Source organism: Hymenobacter caeli (genome assembly GCF_013294115.1).
Classification (GTDB): domain Bacteria; phylum Bacteroidota; class Bacteroidia; order Cytophagales; family Hymenobacteraceae; genus Hymenobacter; species Hymenobacter caeli.
Map to the genome: position 1 here is coordinate 118,810 of NZ_JABSNP010000008.1, position 23,300 is coordinate 142,109.

The following is a 23,300-nucleotide window of genomic DNA, read 5'->3' on the forward strand; positions in this document are numbered from 1 at the left end:
GCCCCGCACGGGCCGGGTCTATAATCTCAACGACAAAGATGATACAAAGAATCCAAAGCGTGTTTTTGCTGCTGCTGGCCCTGGCCATGCTGGCCGTGGCGGTGCTGCCCCTCTGGGCCAAAACCGACCCCGTGTCGCAGGCCAACCTCACCCTCACCGCCTTCCGCTTGTTTCACGGCGCGGGGCCCGCGGCCGGCACCACGGTGGCGTCGGCCTGGCCCATCGGCACGCTGGCGCTCACGGCGGCGGCCACGGCGCTCTACGCCATCTTCCAGTTCCGCCGCCGCTCGGTGCAGCTGCTGCTGTGCTCGCTCAACCTACTGCTCGTGGTGGCCACCATCGGGGCCGCATTTCTCTATTCGAGCCGCGCCGACCAGCTGCTGAACGTGAAAATGGAAGGCCACTTCCTCACGGGTTTCTATCTGCCCACGCTGGCCCTGATGCTCAACCTACTGGCCAGCCGCTACATCCGCAGCGACGAACGGCTCGTGCGCAGCCAGGACCGCCTGCGCTAAAGCATTATTTCTGCGGCACGAAGAAGGCCGGACAATTTCTCTGACGAGAAATTGTCCGGCCTTTTCCATAGGTCCTGCTGGCCCTAACGGGCCGGCAGCCCCAGCTCCCGCTGCACTTCCCGGGCGCTCAGCGGGAAAGTGAAGGCGTCGTACACCCGATAGAAGTTTTGCGGGTCGGCCACGTGGGCGTAGCCAAACTTGGCCAACTCTTTCTGCGATTTATCGAACGACAGGGTGCGCACCAGGGCCGCCAGCTCCACCGCCCGCAAGCTGCTGTGCTCCAGCGCCTGGTGGGCAATGTCGAGCCGCTGGTCGTCGAACTGGCACCGGCTCAGGGTCTGGGCCAGCTCGGCCACGTCGCGCGGGCTCATCGGCTGCAAGTAGGTACCCGCAGGCCCCGGGTAGGCCGGGGTCGGGTAGCCGTTGCCGGGGGCCGGGTACGTGGGGGCCGGAACCGGGGCCGGGTACGCGGGGCCTGCGGGCGGGTAATTGCCGCCGTAGCTGCCCTGGCCCGGCTCCTGGCCCTGGTCGTAGTCTTCGGGCCCCGGCACCCAGGCGGCGTAGTCGTGGGGCAGCACCGGGCCGCGGCTCACCTGCCGCAGCTGGAAGGGCCGCCCGGGGCGCTGCACCAGCAGGAAGCTGGTTTCCAGGCCGGGCTCCAGCCACACGCTCGCCTGGAAACGCTGGAGGCCGGCCGGCGTGGGCAAGCTGAACTCGGCCTGGTGCTGGCCCGGCGCGAGGTAGTCGAGGTGCATTTGGCGCACCACCGGGGCCGCCAGCAGCTGCCCGTCCAGCACCAGGCCAAACGGCACCCCGCGCTCGGAGGCAAAATTGACGGCCGTGGGCGGGCCCACGGGCTGGGCCCGGCCGGGCAGGGCGGCCGCGGCCAGCAGGCCAGCGGCGGCAACAAAGGCAGGTAGCGGCTTCATAGCAGGAAAAGAAATGCGGACGGGGAAAACTTCCGGGCCGTGCTTCACCCAAATCCAAACGCCGTGCCAAGGCCGCGGGCACCGGCCGGCCCCCGCACAAAAAGCCCCGGCCTTGCGGGCCGGGGCGCTGCTTAAACCCGGTAAAGCGGCTGACCTACTTGTCAATCCGCGTCACCTTGAACTCGGTGCGGCGGTTGCGCTGGTAGTCGGCTTCCGACTTGGGGTTGACGATAATTGGGCGGGTTTCGCCGTAGCCGCGGGCCGTGATGCGGGCCCGGTCGATGCCCTTGCTCACGATGTAGTCCACGGCAGCCTCGGCCCGCCGCTGCGAGAGCTTGAGGTTGTAGGCGTCTTTGCCGCGCTGGTCGGTGTGCGAGCTCAGCTCGATATTGATTTTGGGGTTGTCGGCCAGCGTCTGCACCAGCGTGTCGAGGCGCACGGCGGCATCGGGCCGGATGTTGAACTTGTCGTAGTCGTAGAAGATGTCTTTCACCTCGATGGCCTTGTTCACGACGATTTTGTTCAGCGTGAGGGTCACCGGCAGGCGAATGTCGTTTTGCGGCTGCGTGAGCTGGCTTTGAGCGGGTTTGCGGCCCACGGTGCTCAGCGTGGCACGGGTCGAGAAGTCCCCGGGCCGGTCGGCAAAGAAATCGTAGCGCGACGCCGAGTCGAGCGGGGCCGTGAACTTGCCGTCGGGGCCCGTGACCAGGGCAGTTTTGCGGCCGTCGGGGCCCGTCATGGTCACCGTGCCGCTGGCTACCGGCGTGAGGGTGTTTAGCTTGGCGTCGCGTTCCAGCACGGTGCCGTCCACAAAGAAATTAACCGTTTTCAGGGCCTTCTTCTTGTAGGCGTACAGGTCGTCGGAGCCCTTGCCGCCGGCGCGGTTCGAACTGAACACGCCCGTTTCGGCGCTCATCGGAAAGGGGGCGAAGTCGTCGGCGGGGCCGTTCACGTCGGGGCCCAGGTTCACGGCCTGGCCGCCCTTGACCATGAAGATGTCGAGCTTGCCGTAGCCCGGCCGGCCGTCCGACGAGAAGTACAGCGTGCCGTCGGGGGCCACGCCGGGAAAGTTGTCGTTGCCGGCCGTGTTGATGGCATCGCCCAGGTTTTCGGCCGGCGAGAAGCGCCCGTTAGGCCCCAGCGTGGCCTTGAACAGGTCATTGCCGCCCAGCCCGCTGCGGCGGCCCGAGGCGAAGTACAGCGTCACCCCATCCGGGGCAAACACCGGCGCGAAGTCGTCGGCCGTGCGGTCGTTGATGTTGGCCAGCACGGGCTCGCTCCACTCCCCGGTTTTGTAGTACGAAATCCACAGATCCACGCTCAGGTAGCCTTTTTTGCTGCCGTCGTTCGAGCGGGCAAACACCACGGTGCGGCCGTCGGGCGTGTAGGTGGCGCTGGCCTCCAAGCGGTTGGGCGAGTTGAAGGGGCCCGCCAGCGGGGCCACCGTGCCGCCGGTCATCGCCGCCGCATCGCTGAACTTAACGGCGTACAAATCGGTGAAATTTTCGCCGTTGCCGAGGTATTTTTTTCCGCCGCGCCCCGAAGCAAACACGAATTCCTTGGTGTCGGGCTTCACCGTGGCCCCAAAGTCCGACGCGGCCGAGTTCAACGAATCGAGCGGGCGCACGTCGTAGCCGCTGGCCAGGCCCACCAAGGCTTTGCTGGCCAGCGCGTTTTTGGCATCGGTTTCGGCGCGGGCCGCCAGCGGGCGGTTGGTGCCGCTGGTGGCGTAGGCGCTGAACTGCGCGGCGGCCTCGTCGAACTTGCCGTTGGCCCGCAGGGCCTCCGCGTAGTGGAAGCCCGCGTCGGGGGCCCGCACCTTGCCGTCGAGGGCCGCCTTGTAAAACGGCTCGGCCTGCTCCGCGCGGTCGGAGAGGCGGTACGACTCGCCGATGCGGTAGTTGGCCGCGGGGGCCTCTTTTCCCTTGGCCACCTGGGCTTTGTAGAGCGGAATGGCCGTTTCGTACTCGCCGCGGGCGAAGCGTTTGTCGGCACTGCCGCCGCCGGTTATCGCGCAGCCACCCAACAGCGCGGCCGAGCCGGCCGCCGCGCAAACGAACAAGAAATTTCTCATGGCAAGGAAGGAGGAGGCGGCCCGCAGCGGCGCGTCTGGGCGTCGTTTCGGGCCAGCAATAATACTACGTTTCCGCAGGGTTTACGCCAGCGCGGGGCCCGGGGCGAGCCCTTCGGCCACCGGGGCGAAGTAGCGGGCCAGCCAGGTGCGGCCGGCCGGGGCGGGCCACCGGGCGGCTAGCTCGGCTTTGGTGGCCACGGTGTTGTCGAAGTACGGCGTGGCGGGCCCCAGCGTGCCCGCGGCCACGGCCGGCTTCAGGTCGCGGCGCTCCAGCAGCAGCAGGCCGCCGGGCCTGGCAAACGCCAGGCGCGACTTGTCGAGCAGACTCAGCCCCAACGCTTTTTCCAACTCCCCCACGAAGCGCACCGACGCATCGATCGAGCAGCCGCTGGCCCCGGCCACGGCCTCGTCCAGCCCCACCACTAAAAACTGCTGGTGCCGAAACTCGGCCGCCGCCCGCAGGGCGGCGCCGTGGCTGGTCCACCCGGCCGCGAAGCGGGCCAGGTGGGGCCCCACGGCCACCAGCTCGGCGTCGGTCAGGGCCCGGCTGGCCTGGTATATCCAAACCCGCGCAGTAGGCGGCAAGGCGTCGAAAGTGACGTTCATAAATCGCAGATTTTGCAGATTTTCAGGAAGATTTTACAGATTTTTAGCCTGTCTCAACCTAACAGCTTTGTTTCCTCAAACATTGCCATCTGGCGAAGGAGAAAACAAAAATCGTCTGAAAAAATCCGCGCAATTCCTAAAAATCTGCAAAAGCTGCGATTCTAGGCGTTGATGCCTTCAGCGGAGGCCACCAATTCGGCCAGGTCGAACACCTGCACCTTGCCTTCCTGCTCCTTGTTCTTCACGCCGTCGCTCATCATGGTCATGCAAAACGGGCACGACACGGCGATGATGCTGCCCTGCAAGTCGTGGGGCCCCGGGGCGGCGGTTTCGGTTTCGACGCCGCCCAGGTTGGCCAGCGCGGCCGCCGCGCCGCTCAGCGTGGCCAGGGCCTCCTCGGCGCGTTCGATGTTGATTTCCTTTTTGCCGGGCTCGGCTTCCTTCCACATCTGGGCCCCGCCGGCCCCGCAGCACAGGCCGTTGGCGCGGCTGCGCTTCATCTCCACCAGGTCGGCGTCGAGGGCGGCCAGCACGTCGCGCGGGGCCTCGTAAATGTTGTTGGCCCGGCCCAGGTAGCACGAGTCGTGGAAGGTGATGCGGCGGCCTTTGAAGCTTTCACCGCCTGTTACGCCCACCTTGCCCTCGTTGATGAGCTGCTGCAAGTAGGTGCTGTGGTGAATCACCTCGTAGTCGCCGCCCAGCGCGGGGTATTCGTTCTTGATGGTGTTGAAGCAGTGCGGGCAGGCAGTCACGATTTTCTTGATGCCGTAGCCGTTCAGCGTCGTGATGTTCTGCACGGCCTGCATCTGGAACAGGAACTCGTTGCCGGCCCGCTTGGCGGGGTCGCCGGTGCACGATTCTTCCAGGCCCAGCACCGCGTAACTGGTGCCCACGTGGTCGAGAATGCGCACGAAGGCCCGCGTCACGCGCTTGTAGCGGTCGTCGAAAGCCCCGGCGCAGCCCACCCAAAACAGGATTTCGGGCGACTCGTTGCGGGCCGCCAAATCGGCCATGACGGGAACGGTAATCTGGCGCGGGGCCGGGGCAGTTTCGGGCAGCATAGAGGCAGGAAAGGCGGACGGGCCGGGGCCCGGGTCAGGAAAAAATCAGTGGGCAAACAGCTGCCGGGCTCCGGCATCGGGGGCCCCGCCGGGGGCGGGGCGGGCGGCCCGGGCCTGGCGGCGGGCCAACTCAAAGGCTTCGGCGGGCCCGTCGAGGTACTGCCGGAGCGTGGCCACCGGCGGACTGGTGCGCGTGGCCGTCGAATGGGAAAAGCCGGCGTTCGTATCGGCCGAAGCAACCGTTTGCGAAGACTTGGGGGACTTTGACATGGCGCAGGACAGAAAAAGGGTGGGATTTTTTTGCTGCCGGACGGGCCGCGGGCGGCGGCTACACCGCGGCGGTTTCCGGCAGGGGTCCTTTTACGTACAAATCGTCGGCCCAGTTGAACCGGTCGGAGGGCGAGAAAGCCCACGGGGCCCCGTTGTTCTCGATGTTGGAAAACATGACGTTGAGCGAGTTGGGAGCGGCCGACTCCTCGAGCACCAAAAAACGGCGCATCTCGATGATGCTCTCCAGCGGGTTGATGTTCACGGGGCAGCTTTCTACGCAGGCGTTGCAGGTGGTGCAGGCCCACAGCTCCTCGGGCGTCACCTTGCCGCGCAGCAGCGTGGCGGTGGCCAGGTCCGTCACGGGTTCGTGCCTAGCCTCGGCCCCGTACACGTTGGGCCGGAAAATCAGCGGCGAGTTATACTTCTCCTCCACCCGGTCGCGGGTGTCCATGATGATTTTGCGGGGCGAGAGCAGCTTGCCCGTCAGGTTGGCTGGGCACACCGAAGTGCAGCGGCCGCACTCGGTGCAGGAGTAGGCGCTCATCAGGCTGGTCCAGGGCAGGTCGTCCACGTCCCGGGCCCCGAAGGGCGTGGGGGCCAGGGCCGCGCCGTCGGGGCCCACCGGCGCGGCGGGCACCGCGTAGCCCGGGTCCATCATGGCCTTCACCTCGTGGGTGATGCTCTCCACGTTCGAGAACTGTCCCTGCGGCACCAGGCGCGAGTACCACACGTTCGGGAACGCCATGATGATGTGGAAGTGCTTCGAGCTGGGTAGGTAGTTGAGAAACAAGAAAATGCCGGTGATGTGAATCCACCAGCCGGCCCGCTCCAGCACGGCCAGCGTGCCCGCGCTGGCGGGCAGCAGGCCGCTCAGGAACTGGCTGACGGGAAAGGCCCCGGGCAGGGTTTTGCCTTCCACCTGGTGCAGGCGAATGTCGGCCGAGTTCATGAAGAACAGCGCCGCCATCAGCACCACCTCGACGTAGAGGATGATGTTGGCGTCGAGCTTGGGCCACAGCCGCAGCTCGGGCCCGGTGAAGCGCTTGAGCGGCGGGTGGCTATTGCGCCGCCACCAGAACGCCGCCACCGCCACGATGACCAGCGCGGCCAGTACCTCATTGGTGGCCATCAGGGCGCTGTACACGGGGCCCAGGAAGCTCAGGAAGCGGTGGGTACCGAACAGGCCGTCCACCACAATCTCCAGCACCTCGACGTTGATGACCAGGAAGCCCACGTACACCACTAGGTGCAGCAGGGCCGGCGTGAGGCGCTTGAACATTTTCTGCTGCCCGAAGGCCACGAGCAGGGTTTTGCGCAGGCGCTCGGCCGGGTGGCCGCCCATGTCCCGGGCCCGTCCGACGAGCACGTTGGCGCGAATTTTCCGGACCTGCCAGGCAAAAAGGCCGAACGCGGCGATTAGCAGCAGCGCGAAAAGGATGGATTGCAGCATAGCGTAAAGATAAACCCGGGAGCCGGTTGGGGCCGCAATTTAGTCGGCATGCCGACTAAAAAGCAACGTATCCGTAGCCAGTAGACAATTTTTTTATTGAAAATCTTGCGCCCTGGTTTTGCTTTCTTACCTTTGCGGTCCCCAAAGCAGGCTGTGGCGGGGAAACGGCAACATAGCTCAGTTGGTAGAGCACAGCACTGAAAATGCTGGTGTCGTTGGTTCGATTCCAACTGTTGCCACGAAAAACCCCGTTTCCAGCTTGGAAACGGGGTTTTTGCTTTTACGTTGGACAGGATATCGGACTGGTCCACATGGCTGCTGCGAATAACGGAAAGAAGCCCGTAGCCCCGCAGTAAAAACCACTGCTTTTCACGGCTATTGCCGTCTTCCTCGCGGCGCTCCGGGTCGTCTCCGTACCACCGGCTACGCCGCCTGGGCTTGGAAACCCGCGCCCTCTACCAGGGCCTGTACCTGCGCAGGACTGAGGTCGGTGTTTACAGTTAGAATCTTGTCGGGGTTGGCCGTATCGACCTGCCAGGTTTGGATGGCAGCTGCGCCGTTGAGGGCGGGCGTAACGGCCTTGAGGCAGCCGCCGCAGTTGATGTTGGTTTTGAATTTCAGGGTTTGCATGGCGAGATGAAAATGGAGAAGCCGCGCACGTCGGGCGGCAAGGGTACAACAGACAAAGCTAGCGGCAGGTGCCCGCGCGGGGGTACAGAATTAGGCCGGGGGCTTGCATGATTTTAGCTTTCCATACGGCATGGCAGAGCCAGCGTGCCCACTCCGGGCCGGCTCTTCAGCCCCAGCAATAACCCGGGTAATAAGCGCGGCGTGGGCCGTTGGGACACCGGCGAAATTATGCATGTCTGCGGCGGGATTACGTACCAACCCGGGGCCCGGGCGGCCGTTTCTTTGTTAGCTGCTTTGCCCTAAAGCACAAAGTGCCTTTACAGGCTTTCCAGGCCCTTTTTCCTATGTCTCCCGCCACCGAAGCCACCGAAACTGCCACCCTCGACATCGAAGGTATGAGCTGCGCCGCGTGCGCGTCGGCCGTCGAAAAGTCGCTCAGCCGCGCCCCCGGCGTGGCCAGCGCGTTGGTCAACTTTGCCACCGAGAAGGCCACGGTGCAGTACCGGGCCGGCCAGGCCAGCCCGGCCACCCTGAAAGCGGCCGTGGAAAACGCCGGCTACGGCGTGGCCGAGCACGCCCCGAGCATCAGCGCGGCGGAGCGCGGCGCGGCCCTCGACCAGCAAAAGGCCCTCGCGTACCAGAAACTCAAGCGGCGCTTCGGGGTAGCCGTGGGGCTGGCCGTCATCGTCATGGCGCTGAGTATGCTCATGCTCTGGCCCGCGCTGATGCAGCGGGTCAACACGCAGTGGCTGAACTACGGGCTGCTGCTGCTCACGCTGCCCGTGCTGCTGTACAGCGGGCGCGAGTTCTACGTGTCCGCCTGGAACGGCTTTCAGCACCGGGCAGCCAACATGGACACGCTCGTGGCGGTGGGCACCGGGGCAGCCTTTCTTTACAGCTTGGCCGCCACGCTGGTGCCGGGCTTCTTCACGAGTCGCGGCATTCGACCCGACGTTTACTACGACACTACGGCCACCATCATCGCCCTGATTCTGCTGGGCAAAGTGCTGGAGCTGCGGGCCAAAACCCAGACCTCGGCGGCCATGAAATCATTGCTGGGCCTGCAAGCCAAAACGGCCCGCGTGGTGCGCCCCGGCGGCCAGGAAGTGGACGTACCGCTGGAGCAAGTGCAGCTGCACGACCTTGTAGTGGTGCGCCCCGGCGAGAAAGTGGCCACCGACGGCGTCATCACCGACGGGCAGTCGGCCCTGAACGAATCCATGCTCACCGGCGAGAGCCTGCCCGTGGAAAAGCAAGCGGGCGACCCGGTATTCGGGGCCACGCTCAACACCACGGGCGCCTTCCGCTTCAAAGTGACGAAGGTGGGGGCCGACACCCTGCTCGCGCAGATCGTGCAGTTGGTGGAAGACGCCCAGGGCAGCCGCGCCCCCATCCAGCGGCTGGCCGACAAGGTGAGCGCCGTGTTCGTGCCCACGGTGGTAGTCATCGCCATTTTGACCTTCGTGCTGTGGTTCGACCTGGCCCCGGTGGCCACCCGCCTGCCGCTGGCGCTGGTCAGCTTCGTGGCCGTGCTCATCATTGCCTGCCCGTGCGCGCTGGGGCTGGCCACGCCCACGGCCATCATGGTCAGCACCGGCAAGGGGGCCGAAAACGGGGTGCTGATTCGCAACGCCGAGGCCCTGGAAAAAGCGTACCAGGTGACCACCGTGCTGCTGGACAAAACCGGCACCATTACCCGCGGCGAGCCGGCCGTTACCGATTTCGTAGCGCCCGGCCAAGACGCCGGCCAATTGTGGCAGCTGGTGGCCGCCGTGGAGCGGCAGAGCGAGCACCCATTGGCGGCGGCCGTGGTGCGCTACGCCGACGCCCAGCGGCCCGACCGCGCCGCGCCGCTGGCCGCCACTGGCTTCCGGGCCATTGCAGGCAAGGGCGCGGCGGCCACCGTGGCCGGGCAGGCCGTGCTCGTGGGCAACACCCGCCTGCTGGCGGACGAGGGCGTGGCCCCCGCGCCGGCGCTGGCGGCCCGGGCCGCGCAGCTGCTGGCCCAGGCCAAAACCGTGCTCTACGTGGCCGTGGCGGGCCAAGCCGTGGGCCTCATCGGCGTGGCCGACACCGTGCGCGACACCTCCGCCGCGGCCATCCAGCGCCTGCAGGCCCAGGGCATCGAGGTGGTGATGATGACCGGCGACAACCCCCAAACGGCCGCCCAGGTGGCCGGGCAAGTAGGCATCACGCGCTACTTCGCCGAGGTACTGCCCGGCGGCAAAGCCGCTAAAGTGAAGGAGTTGCAGGCCGAGGGCAAAGTTGTGGCGATGGTGGGCGACGGCATCAACGACGCACCCGCGCTGGCCCAGGCCGACCTCGGCCTGGCCATCGGCGCGGGCACCGACGTAGCGATGGAAGCGGCCGGCATCACGCTCATGCACTCCGACTTGAGCGGCGTGGTGACGGCCATTGAGCTGTCGCGCCAGACAATGCGCACCATCAAGCAGAACTTGTTTTTCGCCTTCGTCTACAACGCGTCGGGCATTCCCATCGCGGCCGGGCTGCTGTACCCGTTCTTCGGCTGGCTGCTTTCACCCATGCTGGCGGCGGCCGCCATGGCCCTCAGCTCGGTCTCGGTGCTCACCAATTCGCTGCGGCTGCGGGGTTTTTCCGTTAAAGGTTAACGGCGATGAACCAGGAATGCGGGGGCCAGCGCCGACGCTATGCCGTCACTGGCCCGTTTTAATTCATCATTTCCAAGTCAAAAAATGGACACTGCCGCCGTCATCGTCACCGTTGCCGGGCTGGGCCTGGCGGCGTTTGTGCTGTGGTACTTCTTCTTTTCGGCCCGCCAAACGGCCAGCGCCGTTTCCTCGTCGGGCGGGGTGCAGGAAGTCAGCATCAACGTGAAGGGCGGCTATTCGCCCAGCGTAATTGAGGTGGAGCGCGGCAAACCGGTGACGCTCAACTTCTACCGCGACGAGGAAAACAGCTGCTCCGAAGAGCTGCTGATGCCCGATTTCAGCATCCGCCGCGACCTGCCCGCGTTCCAGACCACGCCGGTGGAACTACTGCCCCAGGTAGCCGGCCGGTTCGAGTTCACCTGCGGCATGGGAATGCTGCGCGGGGCGCTGGTAGTCAAATAACGGCACCGATGCGTTTGCACCCGCGGGCCCTGTTGTTCAGCTTATTTGACCAATAAATTCTTTACGGCCCCCGTTTGCTTGTCCACTTCGAAGGCGGCGCGGTTGGGCATCCGCCGGGCCCAGTCGGTGCGGGGCACCAGCACTTGCCAATAGGCCCCGAGGTCGGCGGTGCGGGCCGAGTCGAGGACGTACAAGGCCGCGTTGGGCTGGCCTTGCAGGTAGCGGCCGATGGCCGCCCGGGCCCCGGCTTCGGTCGCGGCCGCACCGGCAGCCGGGGCCACGGGCGGCCCCGGTGGCGTCGAAACGGTGGCCGCAGGCCGGTGCTGGCAGCCCGCCAGCGCGGCGGCTCCTAGGAAAGCAACGAGCACATTTTTCATGGCACTGCCGAAAAGCGAACGGGCCCCGGCTCCCAGGGAGCCGGGGCCCGCACCGGATTGATTAGTAGCTACTTAGTTGACAGGCGGACCGATGGCCGTTTGGGCGGCTTCCGCGGCCCGTTCGCGGGCCAGCTTCTCGTTGAGGCGGGCAGCGTCGCCGCGGCGCACCACGCGGGCGATGTGGATGCTCAGCTCGTAAAGCAGCAAGATGGGGATGGAAACGATGATTTGGGCCGTGAGGTCGGGCGGGGTGATGATGGCCGCGATGATGAGGATGACCACGATGGCGTGCTTGCGGTACACCTGCATGATTTCGGGCGTCACGACCCCGGCCTTGGCCAGGAAGAACACAATCATCGGCAACTCAAACACCAGCCCGCACGAAAGCGTCATGGTGGTGAGCGTGCTCAGGTAGCTCTGCAAGTCGATTTGGTTTTCGATGCTGGCGTCCACCACGTAGCCGGCCAGGAAGTTGATGCTCATGGGCGCGGCGAAGTAGTAGCCGAACAGCACGCCCAGCACGAACAGCACCGACACGAAAAACACCGCCCCGCGCGAGTTGCTGCGCTCGTGCGGGTACAGGCCGGGCTTGATGAAGCGCCACAGCTCCCAGAACAGGTACGGGAAGGCCAGGATGCAACCCACGATCACCGACGTGCTGATGTGCATCGAGAGCTGCCCGCTCATCTCCCGGTTCTGGATGATGAAGTTCACGTGGTCGGCGCAGGGCTCGGTGCTGCCGAAGAGCTTGCCCACCCGGCAAAACATCTGGTACGTCCAGAAGTCGGCCCGCGAGGGACCCAGAATCAGGGTGTGGAACAGGAAGCGCTTGCAGAAAAACGCAATGGTGGCGAAGACCACCACCGAAATCGCCGCCCGGATGACGTGCCAGCGCAGCGCCTCCAGGTGGTCGAGGAAGGACATTTCGTGCTGGTCGCCCAGCGTGGGTCGTGGATTCAAGGAAGAAGTGAGTGAATGAGCGAATGGGGGAACAACGGGCGGTAGATACGGTGAAACGGCGCGGTTGGGACGGGCCGGTTTTTTTAACCCACCCCCTTTCGCCACGCACGCAACGCCTTATTCGCCCGGGCCCCGGCTAAGCAAAAAGCGGGTAGTCCTGGAGCCAGGCATTCACCTGCCGGCGCACCTGGCCCAGGCGGGTGTCGTCGGCGTGGTGGGTCAGGGCCTCGTCAATCAGCTCCACCACGCGGCCCATGTCGGCCGTGCCCAGGCCCCGGGTGGTGATGGCGGCCGAGCCGACGCGCATGCCGCTGGTCACGAACGGCGACTTGTCGTCGAACGGCACCATGTTTTTGTTGATGGTAATGTCGGCCTTGACGAGGGTGTTCTCGGCCAGCTTGCCGGTGAGGCCCTTCGAGCGCAGGTCAATCAGCATCAAGTGGTTGTCGGTGCCGCCCGAAATAATGTCGTAGCCCAGCCCCGTGAAGCCGGCCGCCAGCGCCTGGGCATTGGCCGCCACCTGCTTCGCATAATCGGTAAAATCGTCGCTCAGGGCTTCGCCGAAGGCCACGGCCTTGGCGGCAATCACGTGCTCGAGGGGCCCGCCCTGCGTGCCGGGAAACACGCCCGAGTCGAGCAGGGCCGACATGGGCCGGATGTCGCCCTTGGGCGTTTTCAGGCCGAAGGGGTTGTCGAAGTCCTGGCCCAGCAGGATGAGGCCGCCGCGGGGGCCCCGCAGCGTTTTGTGGGTCGTGGTCGTCACGATGTGGCAGTGCTGGAACGGGCTGTTCAGCAAGCCTTTGGCGATGAGGCCGGCGGGGTGCGAGATGTCGGCCAGCAGCAGGGCCCCCACCTCGTCGGCGGCTTCGCGCAGGGCTTGGTAGTCCCAGTCGCGCGAGTAGGCCGAGGCCCCGCAGATAATCATTTTGGGCCGCTCGCGGCGGGCAATTTCCTTCACCTTCGGCCAGTCGATGCGCCCGGTTTCCTGTTCCACGCCGTAGAAACTGGGCTGGTAGAGCTTGCCCGAAAAGTTGACGGGCGAGCCGTGGGTGAGGTGGCCGCCGTGGGCCAGGTCGAAGCCCAGGATTTTGTCGCCCGGTTGCAGGCAGGCCAGCATCACGGCGGCGTTGGCCTGGGCCCCGGAGTGGGGCTGCACGTTGGCCCAGGCCACGCCGAACAGCTCCTTCACGCGGTCGATGGCCAGCTGTTCCACTTGGTCAACGATTTCGCAGCCCCCGTAGTAGCGCTTGCCGGGCAGGCCCTCGGCGTACTTGTTGGTGAGCACCGAGCCCTGGGCGGCCATCACCTGGTCCGACGCGTAATTTTCGGAGGCAATCAGCTCCAGGCCGTGGGTCTGGCGGGCTTTTTCCTGGTCGATGAGGCCGAACACGGCGGCGTCGTAGAGGCGAGCGGGGGCGGTGGTTTGCATGGCGCAAAGGTACGATGGGCACCCCGCCCCGCCCACGGGCCCCGGCGGGGCGAGGCCCGGCCCGGCCATTGGCCAATTACCTCTATCTTGGACGAATAGTACTAGTTTATCTCGCTAAATATAAAATTAATCGTTATTTATCTCATTTGAGTGCTATTTCCGATGCCGACGCCCCTTGCCGAAACGCTGACGCACCTGCGCGTTGGCAACCAGAAATTTCTCGTTGATTTTTATAAGCAGCGCCGCGACGTGTTTGGGCGCTGGGCCCTGGGCCAGCACCAGCTGGCGGCCCCGGCGGCGCACGCGCTGCTGCAAAACGCCCTCCTCGATTTCTACGACCAAGTAGCCGACGGCCGCCTCACCCGCCTGCCCCCCGACGTGCCGGCCTACGTGAACCGCCTGGCCGAGCAGCGCCTGGCGGCCCCGGCCGCCACCGCCCCGCTGCCCGCCGCTGAGGCCAGCCGCCGCCAGCTGCGGCTGGCCGACTTCCACCAACTGGGGGCCGACTGCCAGCGGCTGCTGGCGTACTTCTACTTCCACGGCTACAACTTCGGGCGGATGAGCGGCAAGCTGGGCTTTGCCAACCCCGCCGTGGCCCGCCGCCAAAAAGGGGGCTGCCTGCGCAAGCTGGTGGAGCTGACCGAGCCGCCCCACGACTTCCGCGCCCACCTCGACGAGCTGGAACGCTTCGCCGACGGCGAGCTGGACGAGCCCGCCCAGGCGGCTTTTGAGCAGCGCCTGACCACCGACGAGCCCCTGGCCGCCGCCCACGCCGCCTACGAGCAGTTTGCCGCCGACCTGCGCTGGGCCGCCGGCCACGACGCCCTGCGCCTGCGCCTGCGCGTGCTCGACCGCCGCCTCGACCAGCGCACGTCGGCCCTGGTGCTGGCCAAGCGCCGCAGCTTCCGCGAGCGGCGGCGGCTGCGGCGCTGGTCGGGCGGGGTGGTGCTGGCCCTGGCCCTGGCCCTGGGCCTCGGGTGGTGGGCCGGCCGGCCGGCGGCCCCCTCCCCCACCAGCTGGAAAGCCTACTACCAGCCCGTCCCGAGGCTGCTGCCCGTGCCGGCCCTCCGGGCCCGCCCGCTGCTGGCCGAGGCCATTGCCCAGTACCGCGACGGCCACTACCCGGCGGCGCTGCACACGCTGGGCCGCCTCTCGCCCGCCGAGGTGGGCCTCGACACGCTGAACTTCTACCGGGGCGTGATTTTGCTGCGCTCGGGCAACGGCCAGGCCGCCCAGGAGCCCCTGCGCCGCCTGGCCCAGCTGCCCGCCAACCCGCTGGCCCGGCGGGCCCTGTACCACCTCGGCATGGCCTACTGGCAGGCCCAGCAGCCCGGCCCGGCCTTCGAGGCGTTGCGCCAGGTGGCCACCGACTCGCTCAACCCCTACCAAATCAGTGCCCGGCGGGCCCTGGCCTCGGGCGCGTTGCTGCCGCCGCCGTAGCACTGGGCCAACGCCGGCGCCCGGGGCCCGTACACAAGGCCATCTTCCACCCCGTCATTTTTCAACCCCCCATGGCCACCACCACCAGCACCCCGAAGCACACCGACCCCGCCACCAAAAACAAGGAAAAGGCGAACGAAGAAGTCATCGAAGACAAGCCTTCGGGCAAAAAAGTGAAAACCCAGAAGAAGTAGGGTTCCTTATAAAAGCCAAAGAGCCCGGAGCGTCTGACGTTCCGGGCTCTTTGGCTTTCAGCAAGCCGGGCGTGATTAGCGCTACCGTTTATTTCCAGGCGTGCAGCAGGCGGCGCACCAAAATGATTTCGCCGGTATGGTAAGCCGCGTGGTCGGCAACGAGGAACGCCTCGCGCAAAATGGTTTGGCCGGTGCCGTGCGGCAAGGGGGCCAGCAAATTGGTGCCGGGGGCGTGCAGCAAGTGAAGAAACCGCTGCCGGTCCTGCCGAATACGGTCCAGCGTTTCCTGCCACTGGTCTTCGTCGGCGGTGGCCTCTTGGGCAGGCCAGTAGCCGTCCGGCCATTGGGGCGATTCATGTTTGGGTTCGAGGCAGAACTCCACGATGTCCCACTGCGCGACGCGCACGTGCTCGACCAGCTGCCAGATGGTGTAGGGCACCTCCGGCACGCGTTGGTTCCACTGTGCCGGCTTCAGGCCAGCGCACGCTTCCTCGAAGGTTACGTGGGCGTTGCCTTTCGTAAGCAGACTGGTTAATTCGGCCAACAAGCCTTTTTGGTTAGGCCGGTCCATTGGGGGTATACTGCTTGGTATCATGCGTTTGCCGACTCCGATCAGGCGGTTGTTTACGTTGGGCGTGTTGAATGAATCGTGCCCTATTTTTTCTTTAGCAGCACCTTCAGGGCCCCGGTGGACCACAAGGCCACGCCCATCAGCACGGGCTGGAAAAACAGCCGCCCCAGCCGCTTGGCATCGGTGTCGAGGCCGAAGGCGGAAAGGTGCTGGGTGTACTGGTGCACGTTGCCGGGAAACACCGCCGCGTAGAACGCGGCCAGCCCCAGGCCCATGCGCACCCGGTTTTTTCCCTTCAGCAGCAGCAGCGCCAGCCCCAGCCCAATTTCCACCACCCCCGATTGCAGCACCACGGTATCCTTGTCCAGCGGCACAAAATCGGGCACCTGCGCCTGGAAGTCCTGCCGGACGAAGGTGAGATGCCCCGTGCCAGCCACCACCATAAAGGTGCCCATGAGCCCGCGGGCTACGTTTTGGAGGGTGGTCGTGTGGGGTTGCTGGGGCATGGCTTTTGAGCGGATTCGTTGAAAGCCCGGCTATACGGCGCACGGCAATCTTTGGCTTAGTAGGCAAATCATACCATTGCTAACCAATGGTTTAGTCAGCCAGCCACTGCGTGGCCCAGTACTGGCCGGGGCCAAAGAATAGCTGCATTACCTCTTCTACCAATTGGGCCCCATTGGCGCTGTTGGTAAAAATCAATACGCTTTCCTTCTTGTCCGGCAGCGTCATAAAGAAGCCTTTGAAGTTGCCGTTGTCGCCCCATTGCCACTGGGCGGGGCCCTGGCTGGTAGTGGCCAGCCCCACCCCGCAAGCCCAGGCAATGTAAGGGTCGGCCGCCACGGCGGGCTGGCCGCAGCGGTTGGCGGCCGTGGCCGGTGTGCGCAGCAGCCGGGCCGTGGCCGGCCGCAAGCCCTTGCCCGTACGGAACGCCTGCAAAAAGCGGTTGTAGTCGGCCGCCGTGGCGTACAGGCTAAACCCGGCGTTGGCATCCGGGAAGTGGTCAATGGGGGCGGGTTTGCCCGTGCCGTCGTGGCCGGCGCTGGCCGTGGCGGCAAAGGATTCGTGCCACACAAAGCTGCTGCTTTTCAGACCCAAAGGCTTAAATATCTCCTCTGTGGCCAGCGTTTCAAACGACTTACCAGTAAGATATTCCAGCGTTTTTTGCAGAAATGCGTAGCCCTCCCCCGAGTAGTTCCAGCAGCTGTCGGGGGCATATTCCAGTACCAGAGCCGATGTTTTCCAGCCGGGCCCCGTCGGATTCTCGGCCCAGTTGGGCAGGCCGGCCGTGTGCGACAGCACCATGCGAGCGGTGATGCGGGCCGCGCGGGGCTGGCCGTGGAGCCGGGGGTAGTCGTGGTATTGCAACAGCGGCTTGTCAAGGTCGAGCAGGTTGCGGTCGTGCAGGCGCAGGGCCACATAAGCCAGCATCTCCTTGCCCAACGACGCCGCTTCGAATGTGGTAGCGGCCGTAACGGGCTGGTTGGCACCCGCCTCGCGCACCCCCAGGTTGTAAGCCTCCACAGTTTTGCCCTTGGTGTACACCAGCTGCATCCCGGGCACGCCGTGGCGCTGAAGCAGGGCCGTTAGCTCGGCTGCGTGTTGCGCCAGGGCCCCTTGGCCCAGCAAGGTGTAAAACAGCAGCAATATTATGTTCTTCATCATGCAAAGGCCGCTCCCTGGTTAATCAAGAAGCGGTTCAGATCTCGGTGGAAATCGCAGACCAGCCTAGTGCGCTTGCAGCCAGTTGAAGCCGGGGTGCATATAGAGCAAGTAAGCAGCGTGGAGGGCGGGTTTAATTAACTAGTTTGGGCTTCCCAGTCAATAGTATTTTCTTCAGCTATCTGCCAGCTAACCAATTTTCTACCTAACTCATTAAGTGAAGCGGCTTCGGCCAAAATCGAGAATTCGACTCTCCTCTTACGGGGCAACGGCTCCTTGTTGTCAACAACTACGCGTAAAGCAGAATCCCCTAAAGGGCTTATGCAATAGGCTTCCAGCAGGAAAAATGGATAAGAAGTCCCGTCGTCTTTGCCTGATTGAAAAATTACCTTCTGTTCCGAGTTGATGGGAAAGTCCACCAATGCCCGCCCGAAGTCTTGGAACGCATCCGTATAGTCCCAAAAATCAGCTGAAGCGCTTGTGTCGTGCGTGACAATCGTTACTGTAAACGAGCAGCTACCATCATATTCGCTTGTACCCTCAAATTTTACACAACCGTTTTTCATAGAGAGCTAGCACTACGCAAAAGTAAATTTCCCTAATGCGCCTGCAGCCAGTTCCGCCCCGAGCCCACCTCCACTTCCAAGGGTACGCCGCGGGGCAGCAGCAGGGCCTGGGTCATCAGCTCTTTGATTTTGGGGGTGATGTAGGCCACTTCTTCCTGCACGGCGTCGAACACGAGTTCGTCGTGCACCTGTAGGATCATGCGCGTTTTTAGTTTCTCTTCGCGCAGCCAGTGGTAGATGTTGATCATGGCCAGCTTGATGATGTCGGCCGCCGTGCCCTGGATGGGGGCGTTGATGGCGTTGCGCTCGGTGTAGCCGCGCAGCGTGGCGTTACGCGAGTTGATGTCGCGCAGGTAGCGGCGGCGTTTGAGCAGGGTTTCGGCGTATTCCAGCTCGCGGGCCCGGTTGATGCTCTCGTCCATGAACTGCTTCACCGACGGGAACTCCTGGAAGTAGGTGTCGATGATGTCGGTGGCTTCCTTGCGGCTGATGCCGATGCGCTGGGCGAGGCCAAAAGCGGAAATGCCGTAAATAATGCCGAAGTTGACGGTTTTGGCCTTGCGGCGCATCTCGCCGTCTACTTCGCTCAGCGGGACGCGGAACACCTTGCTGGCCGTGCTGCTGTGCACGTCGATGCCCTGGCGGAAGGCCTCGATCATCGTGGCGTCGCCCGAGAAGTCGGCCATGATGCGCAGCTCCACCTGCGAGTAGTCGGCCGCCAGCAGCACGTGCTGGTCGTCGCGCGGCACGAAGGCTTTGCGGATTTCGCGGCCCTTTTCGGTGCGAATGGGGATGTTTTGCAGGTTGGGGTTGGTGCTGCTCAGGCGGCCGGTGGCCGTCACGGCCTGGTTGAAGTTGGTGTGCACGCGGCCGTCCACCACGCTCACCAGCTGGGGCAGGGCCTCCACGTAGGTGCTGCGCAGCTTGCTGAGCTGGCGGTACTCCAGGATGAGGGCGGCGATGGGGTTGTCGGCCGCGAGCTGGCTCAGGATTTCCTCGCCGGTGGCGTACTGGCCGGTCTTGGTTTTCTTGATTTTGCCCCGGCCGATGTCCATTTTATCAAACAGCACCTCGCCGAGCTGCTTGGGCGAGCCGATGTTGAATTCCTGGCCGGCTTCCGTGAAAATCTGCGCTTCCAGCTCCTGCACGTAGCCTTGCAGCTCGGCCGAGTACTCGCCCATCGCCACCGAGTCGATGCGCACGCCCTCGTACTCGATGCTGCTCAGCACCGGCACCAGCGGGTTCTCCACGGTGTTCAGCAACTCCAACAGGCCCAGCTCTTTGAGCATCGGCTCGAACACGTGCTTGAGCTGCAGGGTCACGTCGGCGTCTTCGCAGGCGTAGTCTTTCACCTGGGCCGGGGCGATGTCGGCCATCGTGATTTGCTTCTTGCCCTTGGGCCCGATGAGGTCGGTGATGGGCACCGGGGCGTAGTGCAGGTAGGTTTCGGCCAGCACGTCCATGTTGTGGCGCATGTCGGGCTCGATGAGGTAGTGCGCCAGCATGGTATCGAACAGGGGCCCCGCTACTTCCACGCGGTAGTGCCGCAGAATGCTGAGGTCGTACTTGATGTTCTGGCCGATTTTGAGGATGTCGGGGCTGCTGAAAAACGGGCCGAACTCGTCCACGATGGCCTGGGCGGCGGGCAGGTCGTCGGCCGGCACGGGCACGTAGTAGGCCTCGCCCGGCCGGTAGCAGAAGCTCAGGCCCACCAGCCGCGCCGTCATCGTGTCGAGGCCCGTGGTTTCGGTATCGAAACTGACTTCCGTTTGGCGCAGCAGGAAGTGCAGCAGCGACTGGCGGCGCGCGGGCGTGTCCATCAGGTGGTACTGGTAGGGCACGTCTTCGAGGCGGCGGCGGGCCCCGGCCGGGGCCCCATCGTGGCCCGTTTCGCCCTCCTCGGCCCCGATGGCCACGGCCTCGTCGCCGGGGTTGCCGAAGAGCGAGGCCTGGCCGCCGGCCGCCGGCTTGGGCCGCCGGGCCCCGGTGGTGCCGGGCTTGGCCACGCTGGCCGGGGTGCGCGGGGGCCCCTCGCCCAGCACGCGGGCGGCCAGCTGCCGGAATTCCAGCTCGTCGAACAGCTCGCGCAGGCGGGCCTCGTCGGGGGCATCGAGCACCAGCTTGTCGGGCTCAAACTCCAGCGGCACGTTCACGTGAATGGTGGCCAGCTCCTTGCTCAGCAGGCCCTGCTCAGCGAAGTTGCGCACGTTTTCCTGCTGCTTGCCCTTCAGCTCGTCCACGTGGGCCAGCAGGTTTTCGACCGAGCCGTACTTCTGAATGAGCGTTTTGGCCGTCTTCTCGCCGATGCCGGGGATGCCGGGGATGTTGTCGGAGGCGTCGCCCTGCAAGCCCAGGATGTCGATGACCTGCTCCACGCGCTCAATCTCGAAGCGGGCCAGCACGTGGGCCACGTCCAGGATTTCGGCCGCGTTGCCCATGAAGGCCGGCTTGTAGATTTTGATGCGCTCCGTCACGAGCTGGCAGTAGTCCTTGTCGGGCGTCATCATGAACACCTCAAAGCCCTGGGCCTCGGCGCGTTGGGCCAGGGTGCCAATCACGTCGTCGGCCTCGTAGCCCTCCATCAGCAGGATGGGGATGTGGAAGGCCTCGATGATTTGCTTGATGTACGGGATGGCGATGCCGATGTCTTCGGGCATGGCCTGGCGCTGCGCCTTGTAGGCCGGAAAGGCCTCGTGGCGGAAGGTTTTCTTGGGCCCGTCGAAGCACACGCCGATGTGGGTGGGCCGCTCTTTTTGCAGCACTTCCACCAGCGTGTTGGTGAAGCCCAGCACGGCCCCCGTGTTCATGCCCTTGGAGTTAATGCGCGGGTTTTTGCTGAACGCGAAGTGCGAGCGGTAAATCAGAGCAAAGGCGTCGAGCAGGAAAAGCTTCCCAGGGGCGGCAGTGGTGGTATCGGTCATGGCAGGCGAAAGTACGGCCGGGCCGGGCCGTCCGTTGAGCGGCCCCGGCCCGGCGGAGAACAGGGGTACCGGCTGAAAAGCAATGGCCCCGGAAGCGGCAAAACCTGCTGCTTTCGGGGCCTCCAACCGTAACGCTTGTTAACTACATCTTCGACAGCCCCTTGAAAAAGCTTTCCTGGTACGACTTGCCGATGGGCACGTAGTAGCCGCCCTTCAGGTTGGCGGTGTTGTCCTCGATGGATTCGATGTGCTGGGTGTTGAGTAAATAGCTGCGGTGCACGCGCACGAAGTTGGGAAACACGGCCAGCCTGGCTTCCAGGGCTTTCAGGGTGGTGTACACGATGTATTTCTGCTGGGCCGTGACGATGTTGACGTAATCGGACAGGGCTTCGACGTAAAGCACCTCGTCGAAGTTGATGCGCACCATGCGGCTGTTCACCTTCACGAACACGTCGGCGTTGGCGGGGGCGGCGGGCACGTCGGGGGCCCCGGCAGCGTGGGGCCGGGGGCGCTGGCGCACCCGCTCCACGGCCTGGCTGAAACGGCCGTACTCGAAGGGCTTCACCAGGTAGTCGGTCACCCGCAACTCGAAGGCATCGACGGCAAAGTCTTGGCGGGCGGTGGTAATGATGACGTCCGGCGGGTTTTGCAGCAGCCGCAGCAGCTCCAAGCCGTTGAGGTGGGGCATCTCAATGTCGAGAAACAGCAAATCGACGGCGTGCCCCTCGCGCAAGTAGGCCAGGCCGGCGATGCCGTCGGCCAGCGAAGCTTTCAGTTCCAAGTCGGGCGTGAGGCCCACGTAATGTTCCAGCGTGAGCCGGTTAATTTCGTCGTCGTCGATGATGGCGCAAGTCAGCATAAATGGAGGCGTGGCACTGCGGGAAAACTACGGCACCCGAGGCGCCGTTGGCAGGGCTAAGGTAGCCGTTCACAGCGCAAAACCCACCATTGGCCCCGATGTTCTTGCGCAGCTTTTTTTTCTGTGCTACACACCGGTGGCGGCCAGTTCTTGGAGCAGCTGCGCCTGCACGGCGGGGCCGTCGAAATCGGCTTCGGCTTGGATGTAGGGCATGAGGCGGGCCATCACGGCGTCCTGGCGCTGGCCGGCGGCCCAGGCCTCGGCGTAGGGCAGGTGCGAAAACGTGACCCGCGTGTAGAGCGGCACCCATCGGTCGGGGTAGAGCGCCGCAATCTTGTTCTCGATGCGCTTTTGCAGCAAAAAGCGCGGGTCGCCCACCCGGTCGCGCATCTCAACGAAGTTGTACAGCGCTAAGTCGGCCATGGCGTCGGCGTTGGGCTTGCGCTGCTGCTCAAATTCGGCCATCACGGCGGGCCAGGCGGCGTCGCCGTGCGCGTTCAGCAGGCCGTCGAGCACGGTGCAGTCCTCGAAGCCCACGTTCATGCCCTGCCCGTAAAAGGGCACGATGGCGTGGGCCGCGTCGCCGAGCAGCAGCACGTCGGCCGCGTGCCACGGGTAGCAACGCACCGTGACGAGCGAGCTGGTGGGGTTGGTGAAAAACTCCTCGGCCAGGCGCGGCATTAGCGGGACGGCGTCGGCGAATACGTCGGCGAAAAAGGCCGTTACGGCCGCCGCGTCGGGCAGGGCGGCGAAACTCGCGGGGCCCTCGTAGGGAAAAAACAGGGTGGCGTTGAACGAGCCGTCGAGGTTGGGCAGCGCAATCATCAGGTACTGGCCGCGGGGCCAGATGTGAAGGGCGTTTTTCTCCAGGGCCCAGGTGCCGCCGGGGCCCGCTTCCAAGGTCAGCTCCTTGTAGCCGTACTCCAGGTAGGTTTGCGAGTAGTTGTAGCGGTCGGTGCGTTGCAGGGCCCCGCGCACGGCCGAAAATGCCCCGTCGGCCCCAAACAGCTGGCTGTACGGCTCGGTGTACTCGCGGCCGGTGGCCACGTCGCGCAGGTGCAGGGCGCGGCCGGCCAAGTCGAGGCGCTGGAGCTGCTGGCCGAAGCGCAGCTGCACGCCGGGCCGGGCCTCCAGCAAGTCGAGCAGGGTGCGGTTGAGCTGGTCGCGGTTGACGGAGTAGATGGCCTGCCCGGCGGCCCCGTAGGGCTGGCCCGTGAGCTGGCCCTGGCGGTCGTGCATCACCCGCCGGTAGAGCGGGATGCTGACCCGCCGCACGTCGTCGGCGATGCCCACGCCCTCCAGGGCCCGCCAGCCGCGGTCCGACAGGGCCAGGTTGATGGAGCGGCCTTCGCTGCGGCCGCTGCGGCGCAGGTCGGGGCGGCGGTCGAGCAGTTGCACCGGGTGGCCGCGCCGGGCCAGGTACAGCGCCAGCAGCGAGCCCACCAGCCCCGCCCCCGCCACGGTGAGCGGTGGCACGGCCCCGGTGGGGCCCGCCGGGGCCGTGCCGGCGGCAGAAGAAGTGGGCAGCGACATAAGCAAAGGAGGAAGTAAAGGGGCCGCGAAGCTACGCCCACCCAGCAACAGCCTCCGGCCAGCCCGGTTTGCCGGCCCTGCCCTTTGGGGCCGTTTGGCACGCGAAACGCGCCGTTCACCGAAACCAGGGCGGGCTGAAAATCCGCGGCGGGCCCGCGCTC

Annotated in this window: 22 protein-coding genes and 1 tRNA gene; 6 read left to right on the forward strand and 17 right to left on the reverse strand. The window is 65.1% G+C overall.

From position 1 onward, the window contains the following. The first annotated feature begins 38 nt into the window (after window positions 1-38). On the forward strand, window positions 39-515 hold the full coding sequence (locus HNP98_RS10280; protein WP_173809989.1) for a DUF4293 family protein: 477 nt from the start codon (window positions 39-41) through the stop codon (window positions 513-515). Window positions 516-598: 83 nt separating this feature from the next. On the opposite strand, the gene HNP98_RS10285 is transcribed toward HNP98_RS10280, so the two are convergent. The 6 genes from HNP98_RS10285 to HNP98_RS10310 form a co-directional block, all read right to left on the reverse strand. Further along, window positions 599-1,444, reverse strand: coding sequence for a DUF4476 domain-containing protein (locus tag HNP98_RS10285; RefSeq protein WP_173809990.1), 846 nt, complete (start codon window positions 1,442-1,444; stop codon window positions 599-601). 154 nt (window positions 1,445-1,598) lie between these two features. Next, window positions 1,599-3,518, reverse strand: a complete 1,920-nt coding sequence (locus HNP98_RS10290; protein ID WP_173809991.1) for an OmpA family protein — start codon at window positions 3,516-3,518, stop codon at window positions 1,599-1,601. Between the two features lie 81 nt (window positions 3,519-3,599). Then, the gene (locus tag HNP98_RS10295) at window positions 3,600-4,124 is read right to left on the reverse strand and encodes a hypothetical protein (RefSeq protein WP_173809992.1); all 525 of its coding nucleotides are present in this window, start codon (window positions 4,122-4,124) and stop codon (window positions 3,600-3,602) included. Between the two features lie 161 nt (window positions 4,125-4,285). Continuing rightward, the gene (locus HNP98_RS10300; protein ID WP_173810065.1) at window positions 4,286-5,137 is read right to left on the reverse strand and encodes a (Fe-S)-binding protein; all 852 of its coding nucleotides are present in this window, start codon (window positions 5,135-5,137) and stop codon (window positions 4,286-4,288) included. A gap of 93 nt (window positions 5,138-5,230) precedes the next feature. Beyond that, window positions 5,231-5,455, reverse strand: a complete 225-nt coding sequence (locus tag HNP98_RS10305; RefSeq protein WP_173809993.1) for a hypothetical protein — start codon at window positions 5,453-5,455, stop codon at window positions 5,231-5,233. A gap of 58 nt (window positions 5,456-5,513) precedes the next feature. Then, window positions 5,514-6,905, reverse strand: a complete 1,392-nt coding sequence (locus tag HNP98_RS10310) for a (Fe-S)-binding protein (protein WP_173809994.1) — start codon at window positions 6,903-6,905, stop codon at window positions 5,514-5,516. 166 nt (window positions 6,906-7,071) lie between these two features. Between HNP98_RS10310 and HNP98_RS10315 the strand changes: the two genes are divergently transcribed. Then, window positions 7,072-7,144, forward strand: a tRNA-Phe gene (locus HNP98_RS10315). 184 nt (window positions 7,145-7,328) lie between these two features. Here the strand turns inward: HNP98_RS10315 and HNP98_RS10320 are convergent. Next, window positions 7,329-7,535, reverse strand: a complete 207-nt coding sequence (locus HNP98_RS10320) for a heavy-metal-associated domain-containing protein (RefSeq protein WP_173809995.1) — start codon at window positions 7,533-7,535, stop codon at window positions 7,329-7,331. Window positions 7,536-7,879: 344 nt separating this feature from the next. Here HNP98_RS10320 and HNP98_RS10325 point away from each other — a divergent pair, with 344 nt between their 5' ends. Together HNP98_RS10325 and HNP98_RS10330 are read left to right on the forward strand one after the other, a co-directional pair. Beyond that, a complete protein-coding gene (locus HNP98_RS10325; RefSeq protein WP_173809996.1) occupies window positions 7,880-10,165 on the forward strand; it encodes a heavy metal translocating P-type ATPase in 2,286 nt (761 codons plus the stop codon). 84 nt (window positions 10,166-10,249) lie between these two features. Continuing rightward, entirely contained in the window at window positions 10,250-10,627 is a 378-nt protein-coding gene (locus HNP98_RS10330; RefSeq protein ID WP_173809997.1) for a cupredoxin domain-containing protein, read from the forward strand. Between the two features lie 41 nt (window positions 10,628-10,668). Here the strand turns inward: HNP98_RS10330 and HNP98_RS10335 are convergent, their stop codons facing one another. The 3 genes from HNP98_RS10335 to HNP98_RS10345 all read right to left on the reverse strand — a co-directional run bounded on the left by HNP98_RS10335 (window position 10,669) and on the right by HNP98_RS10345 (window position 13,393). After that, window positions 10,669-11,004, reverse strand: a complete 336-nt coding sequence (locus HNP98_RS10335; protein ID WP_173809998.1) for a hypothetical protein — start codon at window positions 11,002-11,004, stop codon at window positions 10,669-10,671. Between the two features lie 72 nt (window positions 11,005-11,076). Further along, a complete protein-coding gene (gene tatC / locus HNP98_RS10340; protein WP_246275075.1) occupies window positions 11,077-11,964 on the reverse strand; it encodes a twin-arginine translocase subunit TatC in 888 nt (295 codons plus the stop codon). Window positions 11,965-12,100: 136 nt separating this feature from the next. Further along, complete coding sequence (locus HNP98_RS10345; protein WP_173809999.1) at window positions 12,101-13,393, reverse strand: serine hydroxymethyltransferase; 1,293 nt, start codon at window positions 13,391-13,393, stop codon at window positions 12,101-12,103. Between the two features lie 162 nt (window positions 13,394-13,555). Here HNP98_RS10345 and HNP98_RS10350 point away from each other — a divergent pair, with 162 nt between their 5' ends. Together HNP98_RS10350 and HNP98_RS22215 are read left to right on the forward strand one after the other, a co-directional pair. Further along, complete coding sequence (locus HNP98_RS10350; protein WP_173810000.1) at window positions 13,556-14,833, forward strand: hypothetical protein; 1,278 nt, start codon at window positions 13,556-13,558, stop codon at window positions 14,831-14,833. A gap of 71 nt (window positions 14,834-14,904) precedes the next feature. Further along, window positions 14,905-15,027 carry a hypothetical protein gene (locus HNP98_RS22215; RefSeq protein WP_262889106.1) on the forward strand — a complete coding sequence of 41 codons (123 nt, stop codon included), beginning with the start codon at window positions 14,905-14,907 and terminating at the stop codon, window positions 15,025-15,027. Between the two features lie 88 nt (window positions 15,028-15,115). Here HNP98_RS22215 and HNP98_RS10355 read toward each other — a convergent pair whose 3' ends face one another. From HNP98_RS10355 to HNP98_RS10385, 7 genes are all read right to left on the reverse strand, one after another. Continuing rightward, window positions 15,116-15,574: a DinB family protein gene (locus HNP98_RS10355; RefSeq protein ID WP_246275076.1), complete on the reverse strand. Its 459-nt coding sequence runs from the start codon at window positions 15,572-15,574 to the stop codon at window positions 15,116-15,118. 107 nt (window positions 15,575-15,681) lie between these two features. Beyond that, window positions 15,682-16,104 carry a DoxX family protein gene (locus tag HNP98_RS10360; RefSeq protein WP_173810002.1) on the reverse strand — a complete coding sequence of 141 codons (423 nt, stop codon included), beginning with the start codon at window positions 16,102-16,104 and terminating at the stop codon, window positions 15,682-15,684. 91 nt (window positions 16,105-16,195) lie between these two features. After that, complete coding sequence (locus tag HNP98_RS10365; RefSeq protein WP_173810003.1) at window positions 16,196-17,263, reverse strand: serine hydrolase domain-containing protein; 1,068 nt, start codon at window positions 17,261-17,263, stop codon at window positions 16,196-16,198. 134 nt (window positions 17,264-17,397) lie between these two features. Further along, window positions 17,398-17,826: a hypothetical protein gene (locus HNP98_RS10370; RefSeq protein ID WP_173810004.1), complete on the reverse strand. Its 429-nt coding sequence runs from the start codon at window positions 17,824-17,826 to the stop codon at window positions 17,398-17,400. 32 nt (window positions 17,827-17,858) lie between these two features. After that, window positions 17,859-20,747, reverse strand: a complete 2,889-nt coding sequence (polA, locus tag HNP98_RS10375) for a DNA polymerase I (protein ID WP_173810005.1) — start codon at window positions 20,745-20,747, stop codon at window positions 17,859-17,861. 142 nt (window positions 20,748-20,889) lie between these two features. Continuing rightward, on the reverse strand, window positions 20,890-21,606 hold the full coding sequence (locus tag HNP98_RS10380) for a LytR/AlgR family response regulator transcription factor (protein WP_173810006.1): 717 nt from the start codon (window positions 21,604-21,606) through the stop codon (window positions 20,890-20,892). A 126-nt stretch (window positions 21,607-21,732) separates the two neighbouring features. Next, a complete protein-coding gene (locus HNP98_RS10385; protein WP_173810007.1) occupies window positions 21,733-23,139 on the reverse strand; it encodes an FAD-dependent oxidoreductase in 1,407 nt (468 codons plus the stop codon). Window positions 23,140-23,300: the final 161 nt, after the last annotated feature.

Excerpts from the sequence above, each read along its gene's own strand:
- HNP98_RS10280 (WP_173809989.1), top strand. The coding sequence starts at position 39 with ATGATACAAAGAATCCAAAGCGTGTTTTTGCTGCTGCTGGCCCTGGCC.
- HNP98_RS10285 (WP_173809990.1), bottom strand. The coding sequence starts at position 1,444 with ATGAAGCCGCTACCTGCCTTTGTTGCCGCCGCTGGCCTGCTGGCCGCG.
- HNP98_RS10290 (WP_173809991.1), bottom strand. The coding sequence starts at position 3,518 with ATGAGAAATTTCTTGTTCGTTTGCGCGGCGGCCGGCTCGGCCGCGCTG.
- HNP98_RS10295 (WP_173809992.1), bottom strand. The coding sequence starts at position 4,124 with ATGAACGTCACTTTCGACGCCTTGCCGCCTACTGCGCGGGTTTGGATA.
- HNP98_RS10300 (WP_173810065.1), bottom strand. The coding sequence starts at position 5,137 with ATGGCCGATTTGGCGGCCCGCAACGAGTCGCCCGAAATCCTGTTTTGG.
- HNP98_RS10305 (WP_173809993.1), bottom strand. The coding sequence starts at position 5,455 with ATGTCAAAGTCCCCCAAGTCTTCGCAAACGGTTGCTTCGGCCGATACG.
- HNP98_RS10310 (WP_173809994.1), bottom strand. The coding sequence starts at position 6,905 with ATGCTGCAATCCATCCTTTTCGCGCTGCTGCTAATCGCCGCGTTCGGC.
- HNP98_RS10320 (WP_173809995.1), bottom strand. The coding sequence starts at position 7,535 with ATGCAAACCCTGAAATTCAAAACCAACATCAACTGCGGCGGCTGCCTC.
- HNP98_RS10325 (WP_173809996.1), top strand. The coding sequence starts at position 7,880 with ATGTCTCCCGCCACCGAAGCCACCGAAACTGCCACCCTCGACATCGAA.
- HNP98_RS10330 (WP_173809997.1), top strand. The coding sequence starts at position 10,250 with ATGGACACTGCCGCCGTCATCGTCACCGTTGCCGGGCTGGGCCTGGCG.
- HNP98_RS10335 (WP_173809998.1), bottom strand. The coding sequence starts at position 11,004 with ATGAAAAATGTGCTCGTTGCTTTCCTAGGAGCCGCCGCGCTGGCGGGC.
- HNP98_RS10345 (WP_173809999.1), bottom strand. The coding sequence starts at position 13,393 with ATGCAAACCACCGCCCCCGCTCGCCTCTACGACGCCGCCGTGTTCGGC.
- HNP98_RS10350 (WP_173810000.1), top strand. The coding sequence starts at position 13,556 with ATGCCGACGCCCCTTGCCGAAACGCTGACGCACCTGCGCGTTGGCAAC.
- HNP98_RS22215 (WP_262889106.1), top strand. The coding sequence starts at position 14,905 with ATGGCCACCACCACCAGCACCCCGAAGCACACCGACCCCGCCACCAAA.
- HNP98_RS10360 (WP_173810002.1), bottom strand. The coding sequence starts at position 16,104 with ATGCCCCAGCAACCCCACACGACCACCCTCCAAAACGTAGCCCGCGGG.
- HNP98_RS10365 (WP_173810003.1), bottom strand. The coding sequence starts at position 17,263 with ATGATGAAGAACATAATATTGCTGCTGTTTTACACCTTGCTGGGCCAA.
- HNP98_RS10370 (WP_173810004.1), bottom strand. The coding sequence starts at position 17,826 with ATGAAAAACGGTTGTGTAAAATTTGAGGGTACAAGCGAATATGATGGT.
- polA (WP_173810005.1), bottom strand. The coding sequence starts at position 20,747 with ATGACCGATACCACCACTGCCGCCCCTGGGAAGCTTTTCCTGCTCGAC.
- HNP98_RS10380 (WP_173810006.1), bottom strand. The coding sequence starts at position 21,606 with ATGCTGACTTGCGCCATCATCGACGACGACGAAATTAACCGGCTCACG.
- HNP98_RS10385 (WP_173810007.1), bottom strand. The coding sequence starts at position 23,139 with ATGTCGCTGCCCACTTCTTCTGCCGCCGGCACGGCCCCGGCGGGCCCC.